Genomic DNA, 25,266 nt, shown 5'->3' on the forward strand with positions numbered 1-25,266 from the left:
GGATTACTCCTCACCGTCCCGAGCCCAGTCGCGCGAGCGTTCGACTGCGTCGAGCCAGCGATTGTATCGCGCATCCGCCGTTTCGGTGTCCATGGTCGTCTCGAAGGTTCGATCGACCTGCCAGTTGTCGCGCAGGCTGTCGGTGTCGTCCCAGTAGTCGACGGCGAGGCCGGCCGCGTAGGCCGAGCCAAGGGCCGTCGTTTCGTCGACGACCGGGCGGACGATTTCCGAGCCGATGATGTCGGACTGGAGCTGGCAGAGGTAGTTGTTCTTGACCGCGCCGCCGTCGACTTTGAGACTCGTCATCTCGATGCCCGAGTCGGCCTCCATGGCCTCCGCGACGTCGCGGGTCTGGTAGGCGATCGATTCGAGCGTCGCGCGGACGACGTGTTCCTTGCGGGTGCCGCGGGTCATCCCGACGATGGTCCCGCGTGCGCGTTGGTCCCAGTGAGGCGCACCGAGGCCCGTAAAGGCCGGGACGACGTAGACGCCGTCCGTCGAGTCGACGCTGCGGGCGAGTTCGGCCGTCTCGGAGGGATCGTCGATCAGCGACAGATCTTCGAGCCACTCGATGGCCGCGCCGGTGACGAAGATAGAGCCTTCCAGTGCGTACTGGACGGGTTCGCCGGAGCGCTGGAATCCGATCGTGGTCAGGAGACCCTGGTCGGAGGCGACGGCCTCGTTGCCGGTGTTCATCAGGAAGAACGAGCCCGTCCCGTAGGTGTTCTTGGCGTCGCCGGCGTCGAAACAGGTCTGCCCGAACAGGGCCGCCTGCTGGTCGCCGAGTGCGCCCGCGATGGGAATCTCGGCTTCGAGGAAGCCCTCGGGATCGGTGGTCCCGTAGGTTTCGTCGTCACTGGAGGGACGGACCTCGGGCAGCATCGCTTCGGGGATCGAGAACTCTTCTAAGAGGTCGTCGTCCCACTCGAGGTCGTGGATGTTGTACAACATCGTCCGCGAGGCGTTCGTGACCTCGGTAATGTGATTGCCGGTGAGGTTGTAGATCAGCCAGCTATCGATGGTACCAAAGAGCACGTCGCCCGCTTGCGCGCGGTCGCGGATGTCTGCAGGGCGCGCGCGCTCCATCTTGATCGGATCGGCCTCGTCGAGGAGCCACTCGGCTTTGGTCGCTGAGAAGTAGGCGTCCGGCTCGAGGCCGGTCTTCTCGCGGATGGTTTCGACCGCACCGTTCTCCTCGAGTTCTTCGACGCGTTCGGTGGTGCGACGGTCCTGCCAGACGATGGCGTTGTGAACGGGCCGGCCGGAGTCGGCGTCCCAGAGCACGGTGGTTTCGCGCTGGTTGGTGACGCCGATGGCCTCTAACTGTTCGGGCGCGATGCCCGCCTGGCCGAGCGCCTGCGTAATGACGGTTTTCGTGTTTTCCCAGATCTCGATCGGGTCGTGTTCGACCCAGCCGGGTTCCGGATAGATCTGTTCGTGCGTTTCGTATGCATTTGCGACGACCTGGCCACCGTGATCGAAGACGATAAAGCGGGTCCCGGTCGTTCCCTGGTCGACTGCGCCGACGTACGTAGTATCTGTCACTGTAGTCACCCCGATGTTTCACGCGCCGAGTTTACTGTCGGTCACGCGTTACTGGTAAACAGTCTCGACGATCATTATAAATGTTACCGAATTCGCGGTCGGACGATTATCAGAAAGACAGAGCGAATAGTCGTGGATTGAGATAATACCGATTGAGATGACGTTTCAACTGCCATAAGACCATATAAGCGACTGTGATTCATAATAGATGTCAACAACCCACACGGACACTGTTTCTTATGGGTGGTCGGTTAGCGTCGATAAAATAAAGGTCGCGGCGACCGAGGTACTCGAACGAAGGGATGGCACACGATACGACGGTCCTCGTCCTCGGGGGTGGCTCGACCGGTTGTGGTATCGCCCGCGATCTGGCGATACGCGGCGTCGACGTGACTCTCGTCGAACGAGGCAATCTGACCGGCGGAACGACCGGCCGCATGCACGGACTCTTGCACAGCGGCGGGCGCTACGCTGTCTCCGATCAGGCGAGCGCGACGGAGTGTATCGAAGAGAACGAAATACTCCGGGATATCGCGAGCCACTGCGTCGAAGAGACCGGCGGCCTGTTCGTCCAGCGACCCGAGGATTCGGACGAGTACTTCCGGGAGAAACTCGCGGGCTGTCGCGACTGCGGAATCCCCGCGACGGTCCTCTCGGGGCGCGAAGCCCGCGAGATCGAACCGTACCTCGCCGAGGACGTGGCGCGCGCAATTCAGGTACCCGACGGCGCGGTCGATCCGTTCCGCCTCTGCGTCGCGAACGCCCTCGACGCCGAGCGCCACGGCGCGCGCGTCGAAACCCACGCCGAAGTCATCGACCTCCTGCGCGAGGGCGACGACATCTACGGCGTCGAGGTCCGCCACGACTCCGGACCGGGCAAACGAACGCACGCGACGCCCGGCACGACCGAGGAAATCACCGCCGAGTACGTCGTCAACGCGACGGGCGCGTGGGCCGGCCGGATCGGCGCGATGGCTGACCTCGATGTCGCGGTCCGGCCCTCCAAGGGCGTCATGACCATCATGAACGTCCGCCAGGTCGACACCGTCATCAACCGCTGCCGGCCGAAAGGCGACGCCGACATCATCGTCCCCCACGAGACGACCGCCATTCTCGGCACGACCGACGAGGAGGTCGACGACCCCGACGACTACCCCGAAGAACAGTGGGAAGTCGATCAGATGATCGACACCCTCGCCGAACTCGTGCCCATCATCGAGGACGCCCGGACGATCCGCTCGTTCTGGGGCGTCCGCCCGCTGTATGAACCGCCCGGAACCGGCACCCAGGACCCGACCGACATCACGCGGGACTTCTTCCTGCTCGATCATGCCGAGCGCGACGGCGTGGGCGGCATGTCGAGCATCGTCGGCGGCAAGTTCACCACCTACCGCGCGATGGCCGAGGAAATCGCCGATCACGTCTGCGCGAAACTCGGCGTCGACGCCCGGTGTGTCACCGCCGAGGAACCGCTGCCTGGCAGCAAAGACATCGCGGTGCTCGAGGAGGGCATGGACTCGTTCGGCCTGCGCTCGCCGATCGCCCGCCGGAGCAAACAGCGCCTCGGCAGTCGCGCGCCGGACGTACTCGAACCGGCCGAGGACGAGGCCAACCCCGTCATCTGCCAGTGCGAGGGCGTCACGCGCGCTGAGATTCAGGACGCGGTCGAGCAGTCCGGCTCCGACCTGAACGCGGTCCGCATCCGAACCCGCGCCTCCATGGGCAACTGCCAGGGCGGCTTTTGCTGTCAGAACATGGCGAACGAACTCCACCCGCGGTACGACGAGCAGACGGTCCGCGACGCGCTCGATGAACTCTTTCAGGAGCGCTGGAAGGGCCAACGCCACGCGCTGTGGGGCGAACAGCTCTCGCAGGCAATGTTGAACTACGCGCTCCACGCGACGACGATGAATCGAGACAACGATCCCGCAAACGCACCGGCACAGGTCGACTACGCGCAGTTCGACGGGGGCGCGTAAATGGCGATCACCGACGACGTGCTGGTGATCGGCGGCGGACTCGCGGGCGCGACGGCCGCGCTTGCAGCCACCGAGACAGCACCCGACGCCCGCGTTCGCCTCGTCACGGCCAAACAAAGCACGCTCCGACACGCGAGCGGATTGATCGACGTGCTCGGCTATGCGCCGGGCAGCGAGGATCACGGACACGAACAGGGACAAAAACAGAAACCCATCGTCGACCCCTTCGCCGAACTCGATACCCTCCCCACCGGCCATCCCTACGAACGCGTCGGCGGCGAGGCCGTCCGCGACGCCCTCGAGTTCTTCGACGACATTGCCGGCGATGCCTACGCCGGCGGGCACACCGACAAAAACGCGCTCGTCCCGACCCACGGCGGCACGGTCAAACCGACCGCGCGCTATCCGGCCGCGACGGCCGACGGACTGGCAAGCGACGACCGCGACGCGCTCCTCGTCGGCTTCGAGACGCTGCCCGACTTCGAGGCACCCCTTGCGGCAGCGCACCTGGAAGCCGCGGGCGCACCCTTCGACGCGCGCGGGGTGACGCTCTCGTTCCCCGGCATCGTTCGCGACGACGCCAAGGTGACGCGGTACGCACACCTCCTGGATCGGAACGAGCGAGTCGCGTCGGAGGCAGGTGCGGGCGAAATCGGCGCGCGCGAGGCACTCGCCGCAGCCGTCGAGCCCCATCTCGAGGACGAACCGCGCGTCGGGTTCCCCGCAATTGTGGGCGACGACCGGCCAGCCGCGGTTCGAGAATCGCTTGCTGACGCGCTCGGCGTCGATATTTTCGAAGTCCCCATGGGACCGCCGAGCCTCCCCGGCCTTCGACTGGAGGATCTGCTGTACGCTGCACTCGAGAATGCGGGCGTCCGCGTGACCTCGGGCGTGCCGGTCGTCGACTACGAGACAGCGGACGGTGCGATCGATCACGTCATCGTCGACCGCAACGGGGCCGAAATCCCCCACGAGGCCGCCCAGTACGTTCTCGCGACGGGCGGCCTGGTCGGGAAGGGAATCGAATCCGGTCGCGAGCGAGTATCCGAACCGCTCTTCGACTGTCACGTCCCCCATGCAAGCGACCGCTACGACTGGTTCGTCGACGACGTCTTCGGCGAACAACCCTACGCGCGCTTCGGCCTAGCCCCCGATCGCGAACTCCGGCCGCTCGATGCGAACGACGACCCCGAGTTCAGGAATCTGCGCGCGGCGGGTGCCGTGTTGGGCGGCTACGACTACGCGGCCGAAAAATCCGGTGCCGGCGTCTCGCTGGCGACGGGCTACGTCGCCGGGACGCGCGCGGGGGAGGAGAGCGAATGAGAATGAAAGTGATCGTGACAAGCGTCTCGACCGGTGTCGGGACGACCCAGCACACGAGTACGAGTTCAACGGGAGACCGCGGCGATGCTAATTCAGTGAGCTACCGCTATGAGTGAAGCAGAGCAACCGATCGACGACGGGGTACCGAGCGACCAATCGAGCGCCGACGCGGACGACGACGAGTTCGAGCCAGTCCAGGTCTTTCCCGAATCCGAGGAGATGGACCTCCGGCCGGGTGCGGACAACTGTTATAAGTGCTCGACCTGCGACACGAACTGTCCCGTCGCCGAAGTCGACGACGAGTTCCCCGGCCCGAAGTTCCAGGGGCCGGAACAGTGGCGGCTCAAGCGCCAGGACGACCACGACATCGACGAGTCGGTGATGAAGTGCTCGAACTGCATGCGCTGTGACAGTTCCTGTCCCTCGGACGTGCCGCTGTCGCAGATGCACAACACCGCCCGGGGCGAGTACGTCGAGGAGAACATGAGCAAGTTCTCCCGCGAGTACATCCGCAACCGAATGCTCGCGAACTATAGGCGACTCGCCCCGCTAGCGTCGATGTTCCCCCGCACGGCGAACTTCGTGATGGGGCTCTCGGTCACGAAGTGGCTCGGCGAGAAAACGCTCGGCGTCACGAGCGAACGCGACTTCCCCGAGTTCGCGACGGAGACGTTCCGAGAGTGGTGGACAAAGCGAGGTGGCGCGCACGTAGAAAGCGAAGACAAGCGCATCGCGTACTTCCACGGCTGCTACTCGAACTACAACACGCCGGAAGTCGCAAAGGCGCTCGTGCGCGTCTACGAACACTTCGGCTACGAGATCATGGTTCCCAACCAGTCCTGTTCGGGCACCCCGATGTTCGCAAACGGCATGCTCGACGACGCCCGCCGCGCCGCCGAAACCAACGTCCGCGAACTCGCGGCGGCCATCGAGGACGGCGCTGACATCATCGCCTCGTGTAGCTCCTGCTCGATGTCCATCCGCCAGGAGTACCCCGAACTGTTCGACTTCGAGGACACCGACACCGTCGCCGAACACACCTGGGACGCCGTCGAGTACCTGCGCGTCCACGAGGATCTAGAAGCCGAACTCGAAGGCACCTCGGTCGGCGACGAGTTCGACGACTTCGCGTATCACGCACCGTGTCATTCACGTAACCAGGGGCTCGATGGACAGACGATCGAAGTGATGGACGCGATTGATGGTATCGAAGCGCACGATGTTGGGGACTCCTGTTCCGGAATCTCCGGGACCTACGGCTGGAAGGAAGAGAACTACGAGACGTCGATGAAGATCGGCGAAGACATGTTCGAGCACATGGCGGCCGCCGAGGCCGAAACCGGGCTGACGGAGTGTCCGACCTGCTCGATGCAGATGGAACACGGGACCGGCTACGAGATCAGACACACGCTCGAAGTACTTGAGGCGGCGCTCGTCGGGAGCTCCGCGCAGTCAGCACCAGCAACGGAGCCGAACTGATGAACTTACAAGAGCGCATCGCTCGCCGACGATCAGCACGCCAGGATCGCTCGATCATCGTCGATCGCGACCCCCTGAGCCCCGTCGTTCATCGGCAAGAGCCGGTCGGTCGGGGCCCCGTTCTCGAGCAGTTACTCGACACCCTCGAACCGGCTTTCGACGGCGAACTCCCCTCGCCGGTCGCAGTCGTCGGGCCGGCCGGCGCCGGCACGTCGGCGATCATCACCGCGCTCTTCGATGCGCTCAACGACCGCCTCGGCGAATCGAGCCGCTCGATCGCCACCACCACGCGCGCCGGGAGTACCGGTCCCGTCACCTGGTTCGTCTACGTCGACGGCCGCCGCGTCGAAAGCGCCTTCGCGTTCTACCAGGCCGTCCTCTCGGTCATCTCCGCCGAACCCGTCCCCGAGAGCGGTATCGGAACCGACGACCTCGGGGAGCGTCTGACCTCCCAACTCACACGCCACGACCGGCGCGCCGTCGTCGCCATCGACCACCACGACGAACCCGAAACCCTGTGCTACGACCGCGTCCGCGAACTGCTCGCCCCCGTCAACGATAGCGTCTCGACCATCGCCGTCGGACAGACCGAACCCGACAACTGGGACGCCGACGCCGGTTCCACCATCACCATCCCCGCCTATCGCCACCACGAACTCGTCGACGTCATCACCGACCGCGCCTCAACCGGCCTCGCCCCGGGCGTCCTCGATCACGAATCCGTTCGTGAACTCGCCGTTTGGGCCGACGGCAACGCCCACGACGCACTCGCCGCCCTATTCAGTGCTGCAGTCCTTGCCAGTAGCACGGACGCAGACCACATCGAATCCGGTCATCTCGAGCAGGCACAGACAGCCGTCCCCTCCCACGGCGTCCACGTCGACCGTACCCTCGCACTCTCCGAAACCCGCCAACAGGTCCTCGCCCACCTTGTTGATGTCGACCGCGACGGCCGCCCCATCCGCGAAATCGCGGGTGATATCGCCGATCGATCGACGCTCACCGACGGCACCGTCAAACGCTTCCTCTACGAACTCGCCGACCGCGGCGTCATCGAACGCGTCCCCCTCCCAACGACCGGCAGCGGTCGCCGCCCGAGTTCAGTCGAACCGCGATTTCCAACGCTCGTGTTTCGAACGCTCAGTTCGGCTTCGACTACCGACGACCTAGACGAAAACCCGGACACAAACACAGACGGAGTGACCGAAGAGAACTCGTAGAACGGAAAAGAGAGCCAGCGACTCGTAGCGAGGTATTCGAATCGAGTTCCCCGTTCCGAGGGAGACAACTGATGGCAGATACCAGATATCCGACAGTGCCCTTTTTTGGCGATGGCCATGAATGTGATTTATACTCGAGGTAGATATGACGATCGAGTTCACGGAAGTAACTACCCCACCGGGGCTGGAAATTCACGATTCGATCGAACAGCGCCATCTCCAGATCGAAACACCAGAGCCAGTATCGATCGAATCGCCGGTTTCCCATACGATTGCAGCCACAGCCCTTGCCTCGGCGTCGAATGCAAATACAGATTCAACTGCAGACCATCACTCATTATCAGCTGATGAATTGGCAGATTTCCATTTCCCAGTCAATAAGACCTGTACAATTAAAACCGATGAGCTTCGGTTCGATCAGTTGCTCTCAGTAACACTTCATGACGGTGCTGGGCAGACGGAGAAGAGTTTCGATGCCGGAGAACGGGATTACTTAGAAGATCGACCACAATACATTGGTCTTAGCGGCCCAATTAAACTCTACTGCCGCATCGAATCCCCCGGAACGATCGACGTTGGACTGACTGCTGTCCGCATCAATCTCGAGCGTGTCACGGAAATCGAACTTGGGGCTAGATCATTACATGACAGACCCGCCGGCACGATTACAACACCGCCCGATCTTGACTCGATGGCAACAGCCATCTCCGTCCTCTCGTCGGCACTCAAAACTACCTCGCCGGAACGAACGTGGCCGACGCTCCGCGGACATCCGCCGCTCATCGAATTGGGAGACTCCCTCGAGATCCCAGATTCTGTCCCGAAATCGACACTTCGTGATGATCTAAACAGTACTCCCTGGGATAAATTAAATATTAGTAATAACTATTTGGAGTCAACAGATGAAAAAGAGGTGGAAAAAACAGAGAACAATGATACGATTGATCCATCCAGCGTATTCAAGAATTCCGAGACAATCGAAACACCCATAACTATTACAACACCGCCAACCTATCTTTCTCTCTTTCAAGCCGCACCGCTCGCGTTTTTCCTCGGTGCGACGGTCCAACCGGCGACGAGAACTGATTCTCCACCAACGCTCTACACGCCACAGTTTAAGTATCCGCTTCCGGCAGACGAAACGTTTGGCGACGAAATCGCTGCACTCCTCAAACGATTCTTCTTCCTTGAATGTCTCACCAGGACCGAAGGCATCTTCCAGTACGATCTCCTCGAGCGCTCCTTTCTGGAGGACGATCTTCCGTTCGACCTTACATCGACATACGAGAAATCGCTCTCAGAACGACTTGAGTGCTATCTCGAACCACCAGCCGATCTTATTGAGGAATACTCCCCACGGTGGCCACTCACCGCCCATGTACCACCGGAGCCGGAAAGCATCGAACTACTCCCGTTCATTGTCAACGAACTCGGAATCGTTCGTCCGTCTCGTGGTCGAACACCCGAAACAGTCCCCACACAACCACCGGCGAATACCCGTTTCGTTCGGTCGGCGAGCGAATCCGATGCGCGACGACCATCGTCATCCTCCCCATCTTCCTCATCACTACCAGACAAATCAGCCTTTGTCGTTCCGACTGTCACCGACGAATCGATCGAACACGCCTGGTTCGGTAACAATGTCCCCCAGAATGCCTCTAAGGCGACTATCGAAGCATATCAAAACCAATTGGATCGGGACGCTCGAAACGACTCCATCGAGATTTTGCTCGTCTGCAACGACGCCCGCATGCTCGACGAACACGATTTGCTCGATGCGACCTACGGCACTCGCGACGAACTCCCGTTCGAGATCCACTCCGAGTTCGGCGTCGACACGGCGAAACTCGCCGACCTCTTGACCGACGGCGGGTACGACTTCGTCCATTATATCGGGCATGCGACCGAGGACGGACTGCGGTGTCCCGACGGCGACCTCGACGTTCGAACGCTCGAGTCGGTCGACGTGGGTGTGTTCTTCTTGAACGCCTGCCAGTCATATCACCAGGCGCTTGCGCTGACCCGCCGCGGTGCGTTCGGCGGTGTAAGCACGTATAGCGACGTTGCAAACGAGGATGCAATCACCGCAGGTGAAACGATGGCGCGCCTGCTCAACCGCGGCTTCCCGCTCCGTGGCGCACTCGAAATCGCTCGGCAGAATACGGGGTTAGGTGACCAGTATCTCATCGTCGGTGACGGTTCGGCAGATATCGCCCAGTCCGAAGGAGGGGCTCCCTCAATTATAACACTCAAACAATCAAAATCAGACGCCATTTGTTTCTCTATTCAATCCTATTCAACAAAAGAATTTAAATTAGGAACAGCAACTGAGTCGAATCTCCCCTGTGTTGAAGACCGACATCTCAGTCCAGGACAAACGCCATTTGCAACAGCTAATCGACAGGATGTTCAAGAATACCTATCTTGGAATGAGCTGCCTATTAAACTCGATGACGACCTCCTTTGGAATGATGGGATCACTAGATTCGATCTGCTCTAAGCTACCTATACAAAAAACAGCTACTAGTTAATTATATTGTTTGAAACCCTCTTATGGTCCTACCTGTGAGTTCGTTCCTGCAATTACCGTTCCCGCCTGGCTGAGGAGGAGGAACAGCGTAAATACTGCGCCAATCATTCGTGGGTGCTTTGCGAGATATTCCTTCATGGTATCTGTCATTGACATCTCATATGTAGATATGTAACCAATGGTAATAAAATTATCTTATTATTACATACTTATGCATTTAATGAAGTAGTGCATGATGAGATGACGATATAGGAGACTGATACCGTCATTTTGGAGCGATGTGGAGAAATATTTATCAAACCACATACAATACAATGTGGGTAGAATTGTCGTCTCTTCGTTGTACTTATTGAACCACCCAACAAACTGTTAATTTCATTTTTTAAATTGGAACGTCTAAATAGGGACGATAATTATTATGGCTGTATCTTTGTCTATCTCTACCCACGATAAGAAAGGATAGATGTTCGGTGAGCTAAAAAGATCCTCGCTACTTTCGATTTTCCGCTTTGAGCACTAATCCATCGGTTTAGCGCTCACTGCGGCAGTCGTCTCGGTATCGTTGTCCGATGAACCGTCGCCGGTACTTTCGTCATCGGTGGAATCGCCTTCCTCACCGGTCTCGTTTCCGGTCCCGGCGTCGCTTTCGTTACCCGCGTCCGTCTCGTTTCCGTCAGCACCGTCGTCGAACTCGACTTCTTCGAACTCGGTCGTGATCGTGTCGCCGTCGATGACCGCCGTCTCCGGAACGGCCGTGGTCGCTTCGTACGCGCTCGTCTCGTTGCCGTCGGACGTTACGAGCGAGAGCGTGTAATTCTCGTCAAGTGCCTCGACATCGCTGTTCGTGTACCCGTCGTCAACACCGAGTTCATCGTTCGTCGCGTACGGGACGGTCAGTTCGAACGAGCCGCTCTCGTCGACGGTTCCGCGCTGGGTGTAGTTGAACGTGGTGCCGGTGTTGGTCTCGAGTTCGAGCGTCGCGGTCACGACATCGCCCGCTTCGACGGCGTCTGCGCCGACGGTACCGGTGAGCGTTGCGCCTTCGACACGCTCGTAGGTTTTAACGGATGCCGTCTGGCGCTGCCCGATGAGTTCGTACTCCAGGTTCGGCCTCTGTTGGATAACGCTGAGTTCGACCTGCGTCTGCCGACTGTTCAACTGCTGGTTGATCCGGACCTGTGGCGTTCCGTCGTCGCTCATGAGCACCTGATCGGTGTTCGTGTTGATGATCGCGTAACTGATGAACGCGGATTGGTCGTCCGCGTCTTCGTGGACGAGCCGGTAGTGGTCCATTCCGACGGCGTTGTTGAAGTACAGCGACGAGGTCATCGTATCGTCGTAGGGCAGATCTCCGAACCGTTCGGAAACCTCATCTCGATCGATTTGTTCGTTCGCACCGAGATCATCCGGCGTGATGTAGTGGGAGTAGTCGGGCCCGGACCAGGCGGAAATCGCGGAGAACTTTCCAGCGGCCATCCCGTCGTCGATCATGATGTACCGGATTTCCTCGTTGGTCTCGTCTGCGTCGGCGACGATCTGTTCGAGTTCCTCGTTGGACTGGTTACTGACGGATGCACCGGCTGCAATCGCGTCCAGAACCAGCTCGCCGCGCGTTTCGGATTCTGCGGTCAGGAACGCGGCCGAGGACTCGGCGTTTTGCTGGAACGGGTTCGAGTGGGGGATCCGTTCGGCCTGTGTGGTGATCAGGTGGCCGTAGTCCCACCAGGACAGGACGCCATACGATCCGACGGGATAGTCGTAATCACCGTCTCCGGGCGAGTAGCTGCCGTAGTAATCGAGTTCACTGGCGTTGTCCGCGCCGCCCCAGTTGCCGGGGGCCGGCGTGTTTTCGGCGAGCCACTCGTTCGAACTCTCCCAGGTCTGGGCATCGCCGTGTGGCTGTACTCCCTCGGCCTGTTGCCACGCGGTCGACCCTTGTGCCATCGGCGGAAGCAACGGCGCAAACAGCAACAGGACGATCATGACGAGGACGATGACCTGATAGGTCTCGACCTGACGCAGCGAGTCGATGCTGCCCCGAACATCGAAATTGAATAGACGAGCGATATCGGCCACGAAGACAGCGTTCACAACGACGACAGCGAGCGTGAGGTAGTACGAGAAGCGAATCTGGGTCGCCGCCATACTGATCAGGAACAGCGACCAGACGACGATCAGCGTATACTCCGCGCGGAACTTGCGGCCGAGGAACGGCCGCGCGATCAGCAAGGCGAGACCGACGAGCATCGTGTAGAACGCCGCGCCGAACTCGTCTCCGACGAACTGGGTGAAGTTATCCGGCGGTTGGGCCTCTTGAATCGTCAGGTCGGTCGCCGTTCCACCGAACGGAATCGCACGACGAGCCGCGTTGGAGACGATATTGTCGAACAGATCCGGCAGCGCCAGCCACATCACAGCGAAGGTAAGGGCGATGAGAGCCCCAATCGCGGCCGGGTAATAACGGCGGTCGATGTCGGTGCTGTTCCACTGCCGAGCGAACCAGGCCATGAAGAGACAGCCCCCAGCGACGAGTGCTGCACTCAGGGGCTGCAAGAGCCCAAAGCTCGTCGCGCTCGTACTGAACTGCTCTATCAACAGTGCCGTGATGATTGCGGTGAGACCGAGACTCACGGCGCCGACGAACGCGACGTGGTCCGGCGAGATGTTCCGAACGTAGTCCAGACAGAGCTGGATCGTAAAGAAGATCGCGAGAATGCCGACGAGGACGACACCGGACGGCCAGACCCAGATATACAGCGAAAGAGNCCTCCCTCGCGCCATCAGAGATGTGTATAAGAGACAGGCGCCAGGATTGCGATCGCCATGAACAGGACTTCCCCGATGTGGTGGTCGAGTTGTCCGACCGTCGACCGCGAGAGGAACTGGCCCGGGATGAGCGCGAGGAGGACAATCGACGTGATGCCACCGAGTGTGCCGCCGAGCCGGCGGCCGATGTAGAACACCGGAATCGCGATGAGCCCGGCCATCACCGGAACCGCGAGCAGAGAGACCGTGTACAGCGTCTCCGGCGACGGGTCGCCAAGGCCAACGATCATCGCCACGGTGACGATCAGTTGATCGAACAACGTCCCGAACTGCCCGACGTAGCGGCCGGTCGGAAACCCGGTCCAGACATCGAACGGCATCGTATTCGGGAAGTTCTCCGTCGTCCACTGGATCGTTCGCCAGTGATACCACGAGTCAACTCCAGCGAGGGCGGGCGTCCCGTCCTCGGTGATGAATTCACCGTAGGCCTGGGTGCGTACCCAGATCATGAACAGTATCACGGCCCCGAGGACGGGCACGTGATACCATTTGGACCACGTCTCAAGGACGGATGAGTCCGTCTCGTCCTCGACGTGTTCAGTGTTGGTACTCATTAGGTTCCACCAGACCCAAACAAAGAATAAGTCTTGTTATATACTTGTCTCCGATCGATCGATTCGCCCACCCGTCAGTTGGCTTTGATACGGACTGCTGTCCGCCAGTTCCGGCGCAACCGGAGGACGGTCGCGGTTGGTCGGGAAATCGGTACAGCAGTCCGTCTGAATCCACAGGAGAAACTGCAACGCAGCAACATCCACGATTCGACCACGACGACCACGTCCGAACTCTCCAGACCAAGAGAAGGAAAAGGCTTATTCGCTATTCAGGGCAATTCTGTGGACAATGAAGGTTTCCGTCGTCATCTGCACGTACGCGATGGAACGTTACGACGTCTTCTCCGAGTGCGTCGACAGCGTTCTCGAACAAACGTACGACCCCCTCGAAATCGTCATCGTCGTCGACGGAAACGACGCCGTCTTCGACCGCGTCGTCGACGAATACGGAACCCACGACGACATCGTCCTCCACTGTAACGACGACAACCAGGGTATCTCCTACAGTCGCACCCGCGGCGCTGAACTCGCGACCGGCGAGGTCGTCGCATTCATCGACGACGACGCCGTCGCCGAACCCGACTGGATCGAAGAACTCGCCCGCGTCTACGAGGAAACCGATGCCATCGCCGTCGGCGGCCACGCAAAACCCGACTGGGTAACCGAGAAACCCGAGTTCTTCCCCGAAGAGTTCTACTGGCTCGTCGGCTGTGACGAGCGCGGCATGGGCGAGCACATGGAGGAACTGCGAAACACCTACGGCTCGAACATCTCCTACCGGCGAGACGTCTTCCTGAACGTCGGCGGCTACGACGAAAACACCGGCCGGAAGGGCGACCGGCACATCCAGGCCCACGAAGCGCCGGTCTGCATCCGCATGGCCAACGCGTACGGCAAGGGCGTCATCTACAACACCGATGCCGTCGTCAACCACAAACTGTTCGACTACCGGGGAGACTTTCGCTGGCTGGTGTTTCGGTCGTTCTGGCAAGGCTACTCCAAGCGCATCATGGACCTGCTGTTACCCGAAGCCGCAGGGGACAAAAACGACTATCTGAAACAGCTCATGCTTGAGTTCGTCCCCTCACGGCTCCGGGAATTGGGGCGCGAGCCGACGGCCCCGAAGGGCAAGCAACTCGCGACGATTTTCGTGTTCACGGCGGCGGTCGGCTTCGGCTACCTCTACGGCCTCTTGCACTCGGCGGATGAACTCGTGGGCGCAGACGGCACATAGATCCGGCCGACCGGAGGCTTCTTTTGTACGCTTACGGGCGTGGTTCGAGTTCAGGCGGCCCGGCGCTGTCGCCGGCACCGCCTTTATCTCGCGCGTCCCCGCCGCGGAGTGACGCCAGGTATTCGTGATAGTACCCGAGTCCGCGGACGCCGGTGAGGGTATGTGAAAGTGCACTAAACGCGAGCCGGTCTCGCAGGGGCAAGGCCGGGTCCGGCGACTTGATCCCCGACGGGCGCGGCGGCACGCCGGGCGTTCCGTACCGCGCCGGATAATAGCGCTGTAGTTGACACAGCCCGCGGCCGACGCGACGATCCTTCGAGATCAGCGCGCGAAGCGAGTTCCGGGTGGGATGGAACATCGTCACGTCCGCGGCGGCGTGCATCTCGTAGCCGGCCTCGTGGACGCGATTGCCGAACTCCTTGTCGCCGCCGGAGACGAGTCGATGATCGAACAGTCCCACGTCCTCGAAGACCTCACGCCGAACGAACAGGCAACACGTCGGAACGAACTGCTGATGTTCGAGGTACTGCCCGATAGGAAAGCCGGTGTGGTGATCGTATCGAGCCGCGAGCGTCGGATTTTCGGGTAGCGTGAGGTCGACAGAACAGCCCATGTAGTCCGCACCGGTAGATCTGAACTCCGCAAGCGCCGACTCGAGCCAGTTTTCGGGGACCGTCATATCCGCGTCGACGAAAGCGAGGATGTCGCTGTCGGTAGCACGAACGCCGGTATTCCGGGCCGCGTAGGAGGACTGGATCTCCGCCTCGGTCCTGTGACGGATCGACTCCCCGTCGGCATAGGAGTCGATCGTCGCCGGCGTCCGATCCGTCGAGCCGTTGTCGACGACGACCGCCGTCGCGTCGGTCGCCGCGAGCTGCGGGCGAAGCGATTCGAGCGTCGCCCGAACGCCCTCGGGATCGTTGTAGACGGGGACGATTATCGAAACCATCCTAGGAACGCCCCCGAGCGAGCGCGACGGTTTCACGGAGTGAACTCGTCGTCTGAATCAGCTTGAGTCCGTACTCGAGGACGTAGTAGCTAAGCATTTCGGGGGCGGACACGGATGTCCCCGAATACCGTCGGTAGAGACGCAGCGGACTCGGCGGCAGGAATCGAACCGGATGCAAGGGATGAACGTAGTCGCTGAACGCCGGATGATAGTGTCGCAGTTGCGCTCGGCCACGACCGATTCGGCGTGCCTTCGACCGAAGCGCCGCAAACGAGTCGCGGGCCGGATGAGAGACGGTTATCGAACCCGCGTACCCCTGTTTGAAACCAGCCTGGTGGACCCGCTGGCCGAACTCTTTGTCCCCGCCGGAGACGAGTTGGTCGTCGAAGGGACCGATTTCGTCGAAAACCGCGCGACGAACGGCGAGTGCACAGGTTGGCGCAAAGTGCTTTCGCTCGAGATACGTCTCGACGGGAAACGAGAGCGCCCGTTCGTATCGTTCCCAGAGCGATGCCGAGTCCGAATTGGGGACGATTTCGACGTTACACCCGAGATAGTCACAGTCGCGGGACTCCAGTGCGGAGACCATCTCGCTGATCCAGGTCTCTTCGACCCAGATATCCGCATCGATGAAGAGCAGAATCTCACCGGATGCGCGATCAATACCCGTATTCCGGGCGGCATAGGAACTCTGGACGGCAGTTTCCACAGCGGGCACCACGCGGTCCGGATAGGCTGACTCCCATCGGCGTATTACGTCCGGTGTCCTGTCCGTTGAATTATTGTCTACGGGGATGATCTCGTAGTTCTCGTACGTCTGCTCGGTAAGCGAATCGAGCGTCGTCTCGACCCCTCCGGGATCATTGTAGACGGGAACGACAGTAGAGACGCGTGGCGCAGGCATGGCTGAGATAGCCCTAGGTTACTACCAGAGGACAATAGTAATTCTGAACCGGTGGTCGCGTACAGACGGCGTTGCCAATCGCGTAGCTGCGAAGAACGCAGTTACAGATAGCCCAGATCCTGAAGGTGATCTTCGATATCAGTCGACTCCTCACTCCGATACGCACCGTCCGGAACGAACGTCTCTTCGTCGGTAGCCGTCGTCGACACCCACGGAACCTGTTTGACACAGGGGAGCAAGAATCCCTCCGGATGACCGTACACGGAATACTCGCCGAACGCATTGCCGTGGTCAGCCGTGATAATAACCGTCTCCGCATCGGCGTTTTCGAGCAACACCTCGACCTCGTCGAGGACGAGACGAAGGTTCTTCTCGTACTGCGCCCAGACTTCGTCGTGGTCGGCCTCGTCCGACTCGAGGGACTTCCATCCGTTTGCTTCGGTATCGGTCGGCGTCCGCTCCTCCGCGAGCGCATCGGCGATATAGGGGATATGCGGTTGCATGTAGTGAGCGATCACCCGGTCATAGTCGTCCTGCCGAGCGAGTTCAACAGTTCGATCAGTAACGGCACGCGGTGGGACGCCGAGTTCATCCTGGTGGGCGGACTCCCAGAGCAAGTCGAGATGACCGAAGTCCTCGCGATCGACGGTGTTCCAGTCCGGCCAGCAAAACGGGACGGTTTCGTCCGGCGGATAGTCAGCGGTGACGAATGTTTCGTGGGTGTGTCCGTTCCCGCTGATGTACGCCGTCTCGGCGATTTCAGCCGCGCGATCCGCGGCAAATGTCTTCGTCAACCACTCGTGAGAGTGACTGCCGATGGACCAGCGGGAATCGACGGTGTCGATGAACTCGTAGTCCTCGGCGACGGCCTCGAGTACGTCGACGCGGCAGGCGTCGAGGATAACCAGCATATCCCAGTCTTCGTCGTACACGTGCGTTCCGAGTTGCCACCGCGACGTAATCGTATACCAGAGCCCCAGATAGAACGTAAAGGCCGCGTGCATACTTCCGCGCAGCGGGTCGGACAGGATCTGTGTTCGATGATCGCGCAACCACGTCGTAAACGAGCTGTCCATCTCTCGTTGAGGGGTTCTTACAGACGACCAAAACAATGCCGGTTCGGGAGAGTGAGACCGAACGCGGGCCAGTGCGGGCGATATCCGCCGACTACCGGTATCCCAGGTCCTTCAAGTGCTCCTCGATATCGACGCGCTCGCCGCGTTCGGTGTCCGACTCCACCTGCGGCTCTCGCGTCCCGCGATCCTGTGCGGTGGTTTCTATCCACGGGACCTTCCTTACGATCGGGTGCGGGAACCCCTCCGGATGTCCGTACGCGCTCACTTCGCCGAACTCTTCGCCGTGGTCCGCAGTGATCGCGACCCGATCGGCGTCGATGTTGGCGATCAACTCCTCGACTTCGTCCAAGACGAGCCGCAGCGTCTCCTTGTACGCAGTATAGACCGCTTTTCGGTCCGCCTCCCCGGACTGTAGTTTTTCGTATCCCTGCCGTTCGAGTTCAGTCGGCTCTCGTCCCTCCGCAAGCGCGGGGCCGAGGTACGGGAGGTGTGGCTGCATGTAGTGAACGATGAGTCGGTCCGGATCGTGGGTTCGGCTGGCGTGGATCGCATGATCGGTCATCGTCTCGGGAAGGGTCACCCGGTACGTGTCATCAAGATGGTCCTCCCAGACCATCTCAAGCGCTTCGAACGAGTCGGGATCGGCGATATCCCACCGGGTGAAATCGACTGGGGTGGTGTTGTTTACCGGCGGTTCCATGCGTTGTTCGAGTACCCGGCGGGCGTGTGGATTCGACGTAATATACCGCGTGCGTTCGATCTCCGACCGGTAGTCGGTCGAGAACGTCTGTGCAAGCCACTCGGCGGAGTGGCTCCCGACCGACCACTGTTCGTCGACAGCAGTGATGAACTCGTACTCGTCTGCGACTTCGCGGAGCGTATCGGTCCGACAGGCGTCGAGGACGACGAGGACGTCCCACTCGCGATCGTAGACGTTCGTTCCAACCTGTCGTCGGGACGTAATACCGAACCAGAGCAGAAGGTACCACGAATAGAGGACATAAAGCGGGGCGCGGGTCGGGCTCTCGCGGAAATGGGATGCCATCTCTCGCGCCCACGCACGGAGGTTCGTTCGCATTGAGGGACTGTACGGTGGACGCGAGTGATGAACCAACCGATCTATTCCGAGACGAGCGACGGGAGCGCGAACGGGAGGTTATCCCGAACAGTGGTCCTGAACTCCTCGGAGAGTCCGAGCAGAACGAGGAAGTAAACCGTTGCGCCGACGCCGACGAGACCGATGACGATCGGGAGCGAGTTCCCGATCACCAACCGGCCCAGGAGGACGACTGCAGCCATCACGACGGCAGCGAAACACTGTTTACTGATTTCTGCAACGGGGACGGTTACGTCGACGACCTGCGTGGCGTAGTAGTACCCGAGTACCAGCCCCAGTCCGGAAGAGAGCGTCGTCGCCGCTGCCGCACCGTACCAGCCGAACTGCCAGGTGAGGACGACGTTGAGGACGAGGTTCGTGACGACGAAGACGCCGTTAACGGCGAACGTGAGGTCGGGACGATCGATCGCATCGATCGTGTTCAGGAACTGCCGCATGTAGCCGTACAGCAGTCGAGCGAACGTGAGAACGAGCAGGATGTAATAGCCCGTTTCAAAGCCGGGACCGTAGATCGTCAGAATAACGTCTCCGACCAGAGCACTTCCGACGAGACCGGGAATAATGAACAATCCCGAATACGCGAGGCTGACGCGCAAGAGGCCGGCGATCTCCCCCCGAGAACCCTCTTCGGAGGAGATCTTACTGATCTCGGGAAAGAGCGTCTGCGAGATCGAGACCCCGAAGATGGCGAACAGCGATGCAAGATTCCACACGACTTCGTAGACGGCGATCAGACTGTTCGAAACGAAAACGGCGAGGATGATCGTATCCATCGACATAAACGTGCGATTCTTGATCGAACTGAGCCAGGAGAACTGCGCGTAGGACTTGAGCCGAGCGAACTCCCGCCGCGTCGGCCTCGTTCGCGGAATCGTCATAAAGTAGGTCCCGAGCGCCGCCGCAACGAGCGCCCCGATGACGTACCCGACAAACGCGCCGACGATCTGGAATCCGGAGAGAACCAGAAGCACCTGAACGAGACTCCGACAGGTCCACTCGACGGGGGACAGCAGGCTGGAAATGTGAACGAGATGTTGTCCCTCTAGTACCTTCTGCACCAACGACAGCGCGAGTTGCGAACCGAGCATCGCGACGAGGAACCACGTCGCATCGACGCCGATGAACTCGTTCAGATACGGCCGACAGAGCAAGAGCGCGACGACGATGATCACGTAGAGTCCGAACTGGACGATCGCACCGGAGAGGACGAAGTTCCCCGTCGTGTTTTCGCTGACTCGCTTTTGAATCGCCCTGGGAAGCCCGAGCTTTCCGGCCATGGCGACCCATGCCAGTATTGAGAGCGCAACGACGTACGTCCCGTATTGCTCCTGACCGAGCGTGCGCGTCAGGACGACCGTCGCAACGAACCCAGAAACGGACATGACGAACCGGGAGATGAAATTCACCATCGACGTCTGTCCGAATCTCATGGGTAGTCTCGAGACCTCCTCTGCTGGCGAGTTTTCGCTATCGCGCTATTAATATCACGTGTTCTATCGAGACAGACCGGTGCCCGATATCAGCCCGGAACGTCTCAGCGGCAGAATACAACACAATAGCAGCCCGAGGGTGTCATAGAACGATTCGCATGACGTTCTTTTCACCTAATCTGGATCGAACTATCCGTTCACTACACTTGCGAACCTACCAGAACAGTCGGTTAGTCCGAAGTGATATATACCGAAACGATCTACGACAATTTATGTCGGCTAATAAATCTAATTCTGGGAGCCTGTATGCCCGACTGCCGTGGAGTGTGAAACTCGGCTTTGCACTGCTAAGTATGGTGTACGCTGTAGCGATACTGACCGACACTATCAAGGACCCAATCCCAAATGATGTCTGGGCAATCATCTGGTTCGCGGTGGCTATTGGTCTGCTCGTACGTGCGGTTCGTCTGCACAGACAGTCGTGATAGGCTTACGTTCTGTACTTACCGTTTGTCGGGTAGTCACAGAGAGAGGGTATGAGAACTGTTCTATGACAGCCTCTAGCAGCCCGGCTATTCGACGGTCACGCTCTTTGCGAGATTTCGGGGTTTGTCGATCGACCGCCCCTGCTGTTTCGCGATAGCGTACGCGAACAACTGGAAGTAGACGTTTGCGACGAGCGGCGTTACCGGTCCGAGAGAGGGAACGGAAAACGCCGTATCGAGCGAGTTCGTCTCGACGGAGCCGTCGACGATCCCGATCGCGGGCGCGCCGCGGGTCTGGGCTTCGGCCACGTTGTTCAGCGTCTCCTCGGGGCGCGTTCCCTCGGTCAAGACGGCGAGGATGGGCGTGTCCTCAGTGACGAGTGCGAGCGGACCGTGTTTCAGCTCGCCGGCGGCGAATCCCTCGGCGTGATCGTACGCGATTTCTTTCAGTTTCAGGGCTCCTTCCAGCGCGACGGGATAGCCGTGTGCGCGGCCGACGAAGAAGTACGCGCTGGCGTCGACGAACGCGGTGGCGGCTTCCCGAACGTCGCCTGCGTCGTCTAAGACCTGCTGAACTGCGCCCGGGAGCCCGCGGAGATCCGTCAGTACGTCCCGAGCGTCGGCGGCAGACAGCGCGTTTCGCTCCTGGGCGACGAAAACCGAGAGCAGGGCCAGCGTCGTTACCTGCGAGGCGAACGTCTTCGTCGCGGCGACGCCGATCTCCGGGCCGGCCCGGATGAAGAGGCTGTCGTCGGCGTCCCGCGTGACCGTACTCCCGAGCGTATTCGTGACGGCGAGCGTCCGGATTCCGCCACCGTTCGCCCGGCGGAGTGCACCGAGGGTGTCGGCCGTCTCGCCGCTCTGGGTGACGGCGACTGTGAGCGTTCGCCGGGGGTCGCCGCCGCCGTCGACGGTGTACTCGCTCGCGAGTTCAGCCGTCGCCCGAACGTCGGCGAACGATTCGATGAGTTGGGCGGCGTACTCGGCGGCGTAGAACGACGTGCCACAGGCGACGAACTGGATTTCGTCGAGCGAGTCGAGGAAGCCGGCCGGAAACGTCAGATCGAGGTCGGCCGTCCCGCGGTCGAGATCGATCCGGCCGGAAAGCGCCTGTCGGAGGGCAGTCGGTTGTTCGTGAATCTCCTTTAACATGTAGTGGTCGTAGCCGCCTTTTTCGGCGGCGGTGGCGTCCCACTCGACGGTATCGATCGGTCGGTCGACGACTTCGCCGTCCCGGTACACGGTCGCGTCGCCGTCCGCGAGCGTCACGATGTCCCCGTCCTCGAGATAGGTCACGTCCCGAGTGTGCTCGACGAACGCCGTCACATCGCTGGCGAGAAACGCCGCGTCGTCGTCGTGGCCGACGACCAGCGGGCTCTCGTGACGCGTCGCGACGATTCGATCCGTGTCGGCACACACGGTCGCGATCGCGTAGCTTCCCTCCAGTTTCGCGACCGCGGACTCGAGTGCAGCGCGGAGATCACGGCCGTCGTCCAGTTCCCGCTCCAGCAGGTGAGGGACGACTTCGGTATCGGTCTCGCTCGTGAACTCGTGGCCGTCCGCAACGAGCGTCGCCCGCAGCTCCTCGTAGTTCTCGATGATCCCATTGTGAACGACGGCAATATCGTCGCTCATTCCGGTATGTGGATGGGCGTTCGTATCGGTTGGCGGCCCGTGAGTCGACCAGCGGGTGTGGCCGATACCGCAGGTCGCACCGGTGACGGTCGGCACGCTGAGGTTGCTCACCTCCCCCTCGCGTTTGGTGATGGTCAACCCGTCGTCCCCGAGAAGGGCCATGCCGGCGGAGTCGTAGCCGCGATAGTCGAGATTCTCGAGCCCCCCGTGGACGATCTGCCCCGCTGTATCGTCGCCGACGTACCCGACGATTCCACACATGTTATCCCCTCCTGACGACGGCGTCGGGTTCGATTCGCCCGGAAACGTGCGCCCCAGCGTCCACGGTAGCGCCGTCGCCGAGCACCGTTCCCGGGTCCACGGTGACACCGCTCCCGAGGGTCGCATTATCGCCGACGACGCCGCCGAAATCGACGTTTTCGTGTGCCTCGCCGTCGACGACTATCGTACTGTCCCCGCCGACGATCGTCGAGTTCGCGCCGATGCGTGCGTTCCCCGCGATGACCGCATCACGAACGACCGATCCCGCCTCGATGACCGCATCCGGGAACACGACAGCGTTCGAGACGACCGCGTTCGACTCGATCGTCACGTTGTCGCCGATCGCCGTGCTCCCCTCGATCGTCGCGTTCGGCCCCAGCGTCACGTCGTCTCCGATGACCGTATCCGGCGCGATCTCGCCGTCGCTTCCGTCCGCTTTCGTCGCCGAGTCCGCGGCGCTGAACTCGGTGCCACCGAGGACGGCGGCGTTGACATCGAGGAGGTCCCAGAGGTAGGACACGTCGAGCCAGGTGTCGTGTTCGCGGATCGCCCGCACGGGCCGGTTCGCGATGATCGTCTCGAGGGTCGTCGTGATTGCGAGTTCACCCTCCTCCGTCGGCGTCTCTCGAATGGCATCGAAAATTGCGTTCGAAAAGCCGTAGACGCCGGCATTGATGAGTTGGGAGCGGGTTGGCGCAGCGGGCTTTTCGGTGATTTCGACCACGCGGTCGCCCTCCAGCGAAACGACGCCGTAGTCGCTCGCGTGTGCCGATTGCGTTACCGAGAGGACTGGACGGTCGGCCTCGCGTTCGAGTTCGTCTCGAACGTGTGCGACGAGCGAGGGGTCGACGATCCGGTCGCCGTTGAGAACGAGGAATGGGCCGTCGATCGTCGCATCGGCCTGGAGTACGGCGTGGGCGGTGCCGAGTTGGGTTTCCTGGGCGACGTATTCGATGTCGACGCCCCACCGGTCGCCATCGCCGAAGTAGTTCCTGATCCGTTCCTGGCGGTACCCGACGACCAGCACGATTCGGTCGATACCCGCATCCGCGAGGGCCGACACGACGTAGGCCAGTATCGGCCGGTTCGCCACCGGAACCATGGGCTTCGGTCGCCGGTTCGTCAGCGGATCGAGCCGACGACCCTCGCCGGCTGCGAGGACGACGGCCGGCACCGTGGCATTGCTCATGCACTCCGTCGTGCGAGAATCCTTGAATAACTGCTGATGGCTCACCGTCATCGGTGAACGATTCGTCGTGCGAGGAGGAGCGCGCAGAGGACGAGTGCGACGGACGTGGTGCACGCGAGCAATGTCCACGCGGTATCGTAGCCGCGAGCGTCGACGAGATACCCGAACGTCGGCGGGGCGACGAGCGCGCCCGAATTGAGCGCGAGTTGGCCGCCCGCCGTGGCGCTTCCGATCCCGTCTCTCGGAACGATCGATCCGATACACGAGTAGTATATGCCGGTGAACCCGAGTATAAACGCGCCGAGAAGGGCGAACAGTAGCAGGGCAGCAAGCGGCGTTTCGGCGAACGGGATCGCCGCGAAGAGGATCGCCGAGAGGCCCGCCTGTATCGCGAGCAGAGACAGCGTTGCGGTCGTCACCGTGTCGAAGACGTTGTCGGCGATCCACCCGAAGCCGATACGGCCGACGCTACCGGTCGCCTGCGCGGCGGCGAGGGTGACGCCGGCGAAGACTGAACTCGCCCCGATCCCGTCGGCCACGTAGAGGATCGTGTAGCCAACCGTGGTGAACAGCCCCGCGCCGAGGAAAAATCCCGCGGCGACGAGCACGACGTACTCGGAGTCGCCGAGGTGCGTCCGAAGGGGCGTGCCCGAGCCGTCAGTGTTCGATCCGGTGGTATCGTAGCAAACCCGAAAGCCGACGGTGACCGCCGCCGCGACGACACCTGCCCCCAGAAATGCAATCTCCCATCCGACGCGACTCGCACTGAGGGGGACCAACAGCGAGCTGAGACCGCTTCCGGCGGTCACCCCCATCTGCTTGACTCCCATCGAAACGTTGAGCCGCTCCTCCGGAATCGTGTTGAAGACCGCCTTGTTCGTCCCCGGAATGGCCGTCGCGTAGAACGCTCCGAGAACGGCCACGACGGCGAGCAGAACGGGATAAGAGGGGACGACGATGACGAGGACGGTCGTCGTCCCGAGGCCGATCAAGCCGACGACCAGCACTCGACCCTCTCCGTACCGGTCGATAAGACGCCCGACAGGGACGACGCACGCTGTGTATCCGAGCATCAGTGCGGTCAATACGAATCCGACGGCGGTCGTCGAAAGGCCGAACTGCGTTCGAATAAACGGCGTAACCGCGTAAATAGCGTAGAAACAGACGCTTGCGGCGACCTGCCACGCGAGGATGAGAGCGGTATAGCCTTTCCAATCGCGCGGGCGCAACTCGCGGGCGAAGTCCGGCCCGAGTTCAGTCGGAACGGTCATCATTCGCCCCGTCCTGTCGAATACATCGCCGTTCCGTGCGTCCATTGTGGTGTCGCACATGCCGACGAGAGCCGTTCGGCCGCCGGCGAGGGATCGATCTCGGCGCTGTGCCAGTACCGTGTCGTCCGGCTTCGATCACGAGAACGACGGCGGAGATCGGTGCCGTGCGTGACCCGGCGGAAGACGGCCGATCGATCGGGGTTCGTGTCAGGGACCAAGACCAAGATGAAGGCCAGGGCCAGGCTCGGGATCATCGAAT

General features: G+C 61.1%; 17 protein-coding genes and 1 pseudogene. 6 read left to right on the forward strand and 12 right to left on the reverse strand.

Going from position 1 to position 25,266, the window contains the following annotated elements; translation table 11 throughout:
* Positions 1 to 3: 3 nt before the first annotated feature.
* Positions 4 to 1,545 carry a glycerol kinase GlpK gene (gene glpK / locus C484_RS04845; RefSeq protein WP_006824830.1) on the reverse strand — a complete coding sequence of 514 codons (1,542 nt, stop codon included), beginning with the start codon at positions 1,543 to 1,545 and terminating at the stop codon, positions 4 to 6.
* A 302-nt stretch (positions 1,546 to 1,847) separates the two neighbouring features.
* Between glpK and glpA the strand changes: the two genes are divergently transcribed.
* The 5 genes from glpA (at position 1,848) to C484_RS04870 (ending at position 10,046) form a co-directional block, all read left to right on the forward strand.
* Complete coding sequence (gene glpA, locus C484_RS04850; RefSeq protein WP_006824831.1) at positions 1,848 to 3,524, forward strand: anaerobic glycerol-3-phosphate dehydrogenase subunit GlpA; 1,677 nt, start codon at positions 1,848 to 1,850, stop codon at positions 3,522 to 3,524.
* Entirely contained in the window at positions 3,525 to 4,847 is a 1,323-nt protein-coding gene (gene glpB, locus C484_RS04855) for a glycerol-3-phosphate dehydrogenase subunit GlpB (protein ID WP_006824832.1), read from the forward strand. It begins immediately after the preceding gene.
* A gap of 108 nt (positions 4,848 to 4,955) precedes the next feature.
* Entirely contained in the window at positions 4,956 to 6,326 is a 1,371-nt protein-coding gene (locus tag C484_RS04860; RefSeq protein ID WP_006824833.1) for an anaerobic glycerol-3-phosphate dehydrogenase subunit C, read from the forward strand.
* Positions 6,326 to 7,546: a Cdc6/Cdc18 family protein gene (locus C484_RS04865; protein ID WP_006824834.1), complete on the forward strand. Its 1,221-nt coding sequence runs from the start codon at positions 6,326 to 6,328 to the stop codon at positions 7,544 to 7,546. Before C484_RS04860 ends, C484_RS04865 begins: the two co-directional genes overlap by 1 nt.
* Before the next feature lie 145 nt (positions 7,547 to 7,691).
* The gene (locus C484_RS04870) at positions 7,692 to 10,046 is read left to right on the forward strand and encodes a hypothetical protein (RefSeq protein WP_049915024.1); all 2,355 of its coding nucleotides are present in this window, start codon (positions 7,692 to 7,694) and stop codon (positions 10,044 to 10,046) included.
* A gap of 51 nt (positions 10,047 to 10,097) precedes the next feature.
* Here C484_RS04870 and C484_RS25115 read toward each other — a convergent pair whose 3' ends face one another.
* Positions 10,098 to 10,232, reverse strand: a complete 135-nt coding sequence (locus tag C484_RS25115; RefSeq protein WP_449289165.1) for a DUF7503 family protein — start codon at positions 10,230 to 10,232, stop codon at positions 10,098 to 10,100.
* Positions 10,233 to 10,592: 360 nt separating this feature from the next.
* Positions 10,593 to 13,456: pseudogene (locus tag C484_RS04875) on the reverse strand (oligosaccharyl transferase, archaeosortase A system-associated).
* A gap of 289 nt (positions 13,457 to 13,745) precedes the next feature.
* On the opposite strand from C484_RS04875, the gene aglG reads away from it, so the two are divergent.
* Positions 13,746 to 14,690, forward strand: a complete 945-nt coding sequence (gene aglG / locus C484_RS04880; protein ID WP_006824836.1) for a glucosyl-dolichyl phosphate glucuronosyltransferase — start codon at positions 13,746 to 13,748, stop codon at positions 14,688 to 14,690.
* Positions 14,691 to 14,721: 31 nt separating this feature from the next.
* Here aglG and C484_RS04885 read toward each other — a convergent pair whose 3' ends face one another.
* The 9 genes from C484_RS04885 to C484_RS04930 form a co-directional block, all read right to left on the reverse strand.
* Positions 14,722 to 15,639: a glycosyltransferase gene (locus C484_RS04885; protein ID WP_006824837.1), complete on the reverse strand. Its 918-nt coding sequence runs from the start codon at positions 15,637 to 15,639 to the stop codon at positions 14,722 to 14,724.
* A gap of 1 nt (position 15,640) precedes the next feature.
* Positions 15,641 to 16,543: a glycosyltransferase gene (locus C484_RS04890; protein WP_006824838.1), complete on the reverse strand. Its 903-nt coding sequence runs from the start codon at positions 16,541 to 16,543 to the stop codon at positions 15,641 to 15,643.
* A gap of 101 nt (positions 16,544 to 16,644) precedes the next feature.
* Positions 16,645 to 17,619 (reverse strand): hypothetical protein, encoded by a 975-nt coding sequence (locus C484_RS04895; protein WP_006824839.1) that lies wholly within the window; start codon positions 17,617 to 17,619, stop codon positions 16,645 to 16,647.
* Between the two features lie 91 nt (positions 17,620 to 17,710).
* Positions 17,711 to 18,664, reverse strand: a complete 954-nt coding sequence (locus C484_RS04900; protein WP_239640916.1) for a hypothetical protein — start codon at positions 18,662 to 18,664, stop codon at positions 17,711 to 17,713.
* A gap of 74 nt (positions 18,665 to 18,738) precedes the next feature.
* Positions 18,739 to 20,145, reverse strand: a complete 1,407-nt coding sequence (locus tag C484_RS04905) for an oligosaccharide flippase family protein (RefSeq protein ID WP_083867286.1) — start codon at positions 20,143 to 20,145, stop codon at positions 18,739 to 18,741.
* A 593-nt stretch (positions 20,146 to 20,738) separates the two neighbouring features.
* Complete coding sequence (glmS, locus tag C484_RS04915; RefSeq protein ID WP_006824843.1) at positions 20,739 to 22,547, reverse strand: glutamine--fructose-6-phosphate transaminase (isomerizing); 1,809 nt, start codon at positions 22,545 to 22,547, stop codon at positions 20,739 to 20,741.
* 1 nt (position 22,548) lies between these two features.
* Positions 22,549 to 23,736 (reverse strand): sugar phosphate nucleotidyltransferase, encoded by a 1,188-nt coding sequence (locus tag C484_RS04920; protein WP_049915041.1) that lies wholly within the window; start codon positions 23,734 to 23,736, stop codon positions 22,549 to 22,551.
* Positions 23,737 to 23,783: 47 nt separating this feature from the next.
* A complete protein-coding gene (locus tag C484_RS04925; RefSeq protein ID WP_006824845.1) occupies positions 23,784 to 25,007 on the reverse strand; it encodes an MFS transporter in 1,224 nt (407 codons plus the stop codon).
* Positions 25,007 to 25,261, reverse strand: a complete 255-nt coding sequence (locus tag C484_RS04930; protein ID WP_152422654.1) for a hypothetical protein — start codon at positions 25,259 to 25,261, stop codon at positions 25,007 to 25,009. Before C484_RS04930 ends, C484_RS04925 begins: the two co-directional genes overlap by 1 nt.
* Positions 25,262 to 25,266 lie beyond the last annotated feature (5 nt).

It is taken from the genome of Natrialba taiwanensis DSM 12281, assembly GCF_000337595.1.
In the GTDB taxonomy this organism is placed as follows: Archaea; Halobacteriota; Halobacteria; order Halobacteriales; family Natrialbaceae; genus Natrialba; species Natrialba taiwanensis.

Coding starts and splice junctions, on each gene's coding strand:
- glpA (WP_006824831.1), top strand. CDS start 1,848: ATGGCACACGATACGACGGTCCTCGTCCTCGGGGGTGGCTCGACCGGT.
- glpB (WP_006824832.1), top strand. CDS start 3,525: ATGGCGATCACCGACGACGTGCTGGTGATCGGCGGCGGACTCGCGGGC.
- C484_RS04860 (WP_006824833.1), top strand. CDS start 4,956: ATGAGTGAAGCAGAGCAACCGATCGACGACGGGGTACCGAGCGACCAA.
- C484_RS04865 (WP_006824834.1), top strand. CDS start 6,326: ATGAACTTACAAGAGCGCATCGCTCGCCGACGATCAGCACGCCAGGAT.
- C484_RS04870 (WP_049915024.1), top strand. CDS start 7,692: ATGACGATCGAGTTCACGGAAGTAACTACCCCACCGGGGCTGGAAATT.
- C484_RS25115 (WP_449289165.1), bottom strand. CDS start 10,232: ATGTCAATGACAGATACCATGAAGGAATATCTCGCAAAGCACCCACGA.
- aglG (WP_006824836.1), top strand. CDS start 13,746: ATGAAGGTTTCCGTCGTCATCTGCACGTACGCGATGGAACGTTACGAC.
- C484_RS04885 (WP_006824837.1), bottom strand. CDS start 15,639: ATGGTTTCGATAATCGTCCCCGTCTACAACGATCCCGAGGGCGTTCGG.
- C484_RS04890 (WP_006824838.1), bottom strand. CDS start 16,543: ATGCCTGCGCCACGCGTCTCTACTGTCGTTCCCGTCTACAATGATCCC.
- C484_RS04895 (WP_006824839.1), bottom strand. CDS start 17,619: ATGGACAGCTCGTTTACGACGTGGTTGCGCGATCATCGAACACAGATC.
- C484_RS04900 (WP_239640916.1), bottom strand. CDS start 18,664: ATGGCATCCCATTTCCGCGAGAGCCCGACCCGCGCCCCGCTTTATGTC.
- C484_RS04905 (WP_083867286.1), bottom strand. CDS start 20,145: ATGGTGAATTTCATCTCCCGGTTCGTCATGTCCGTTTCTGGGTTCGTT.
- glmS (WP_006824843.1), bottom strand. CDS start 22,547: ATGTGTGGAATCGTCGGGTACGTCGGCGACGATACAGCGGGGCAGATC.
- C484_RS04920 (WP_049915041.1), bottom strand. CDS start 23,736: ATGAGCAATGCCACGGTGCCGGCCGTCGTCCTCGCAGCCGGCGAGGGT.
- C484_RS04925 (WP_006824845.1), bottom strand. CDS start 25,007: ATGACCGTTCCGACTGAACTCGGGCCGGACTTCGCCCGCGAGTTGCGC.
- C484_RS04930 (WP_152422654.1), bottom strand. CDS start 25,261: ATGATCCCGAGCCTGGCCCTGGCCTTCATCTTGGTCTTGGTCCCTGAC.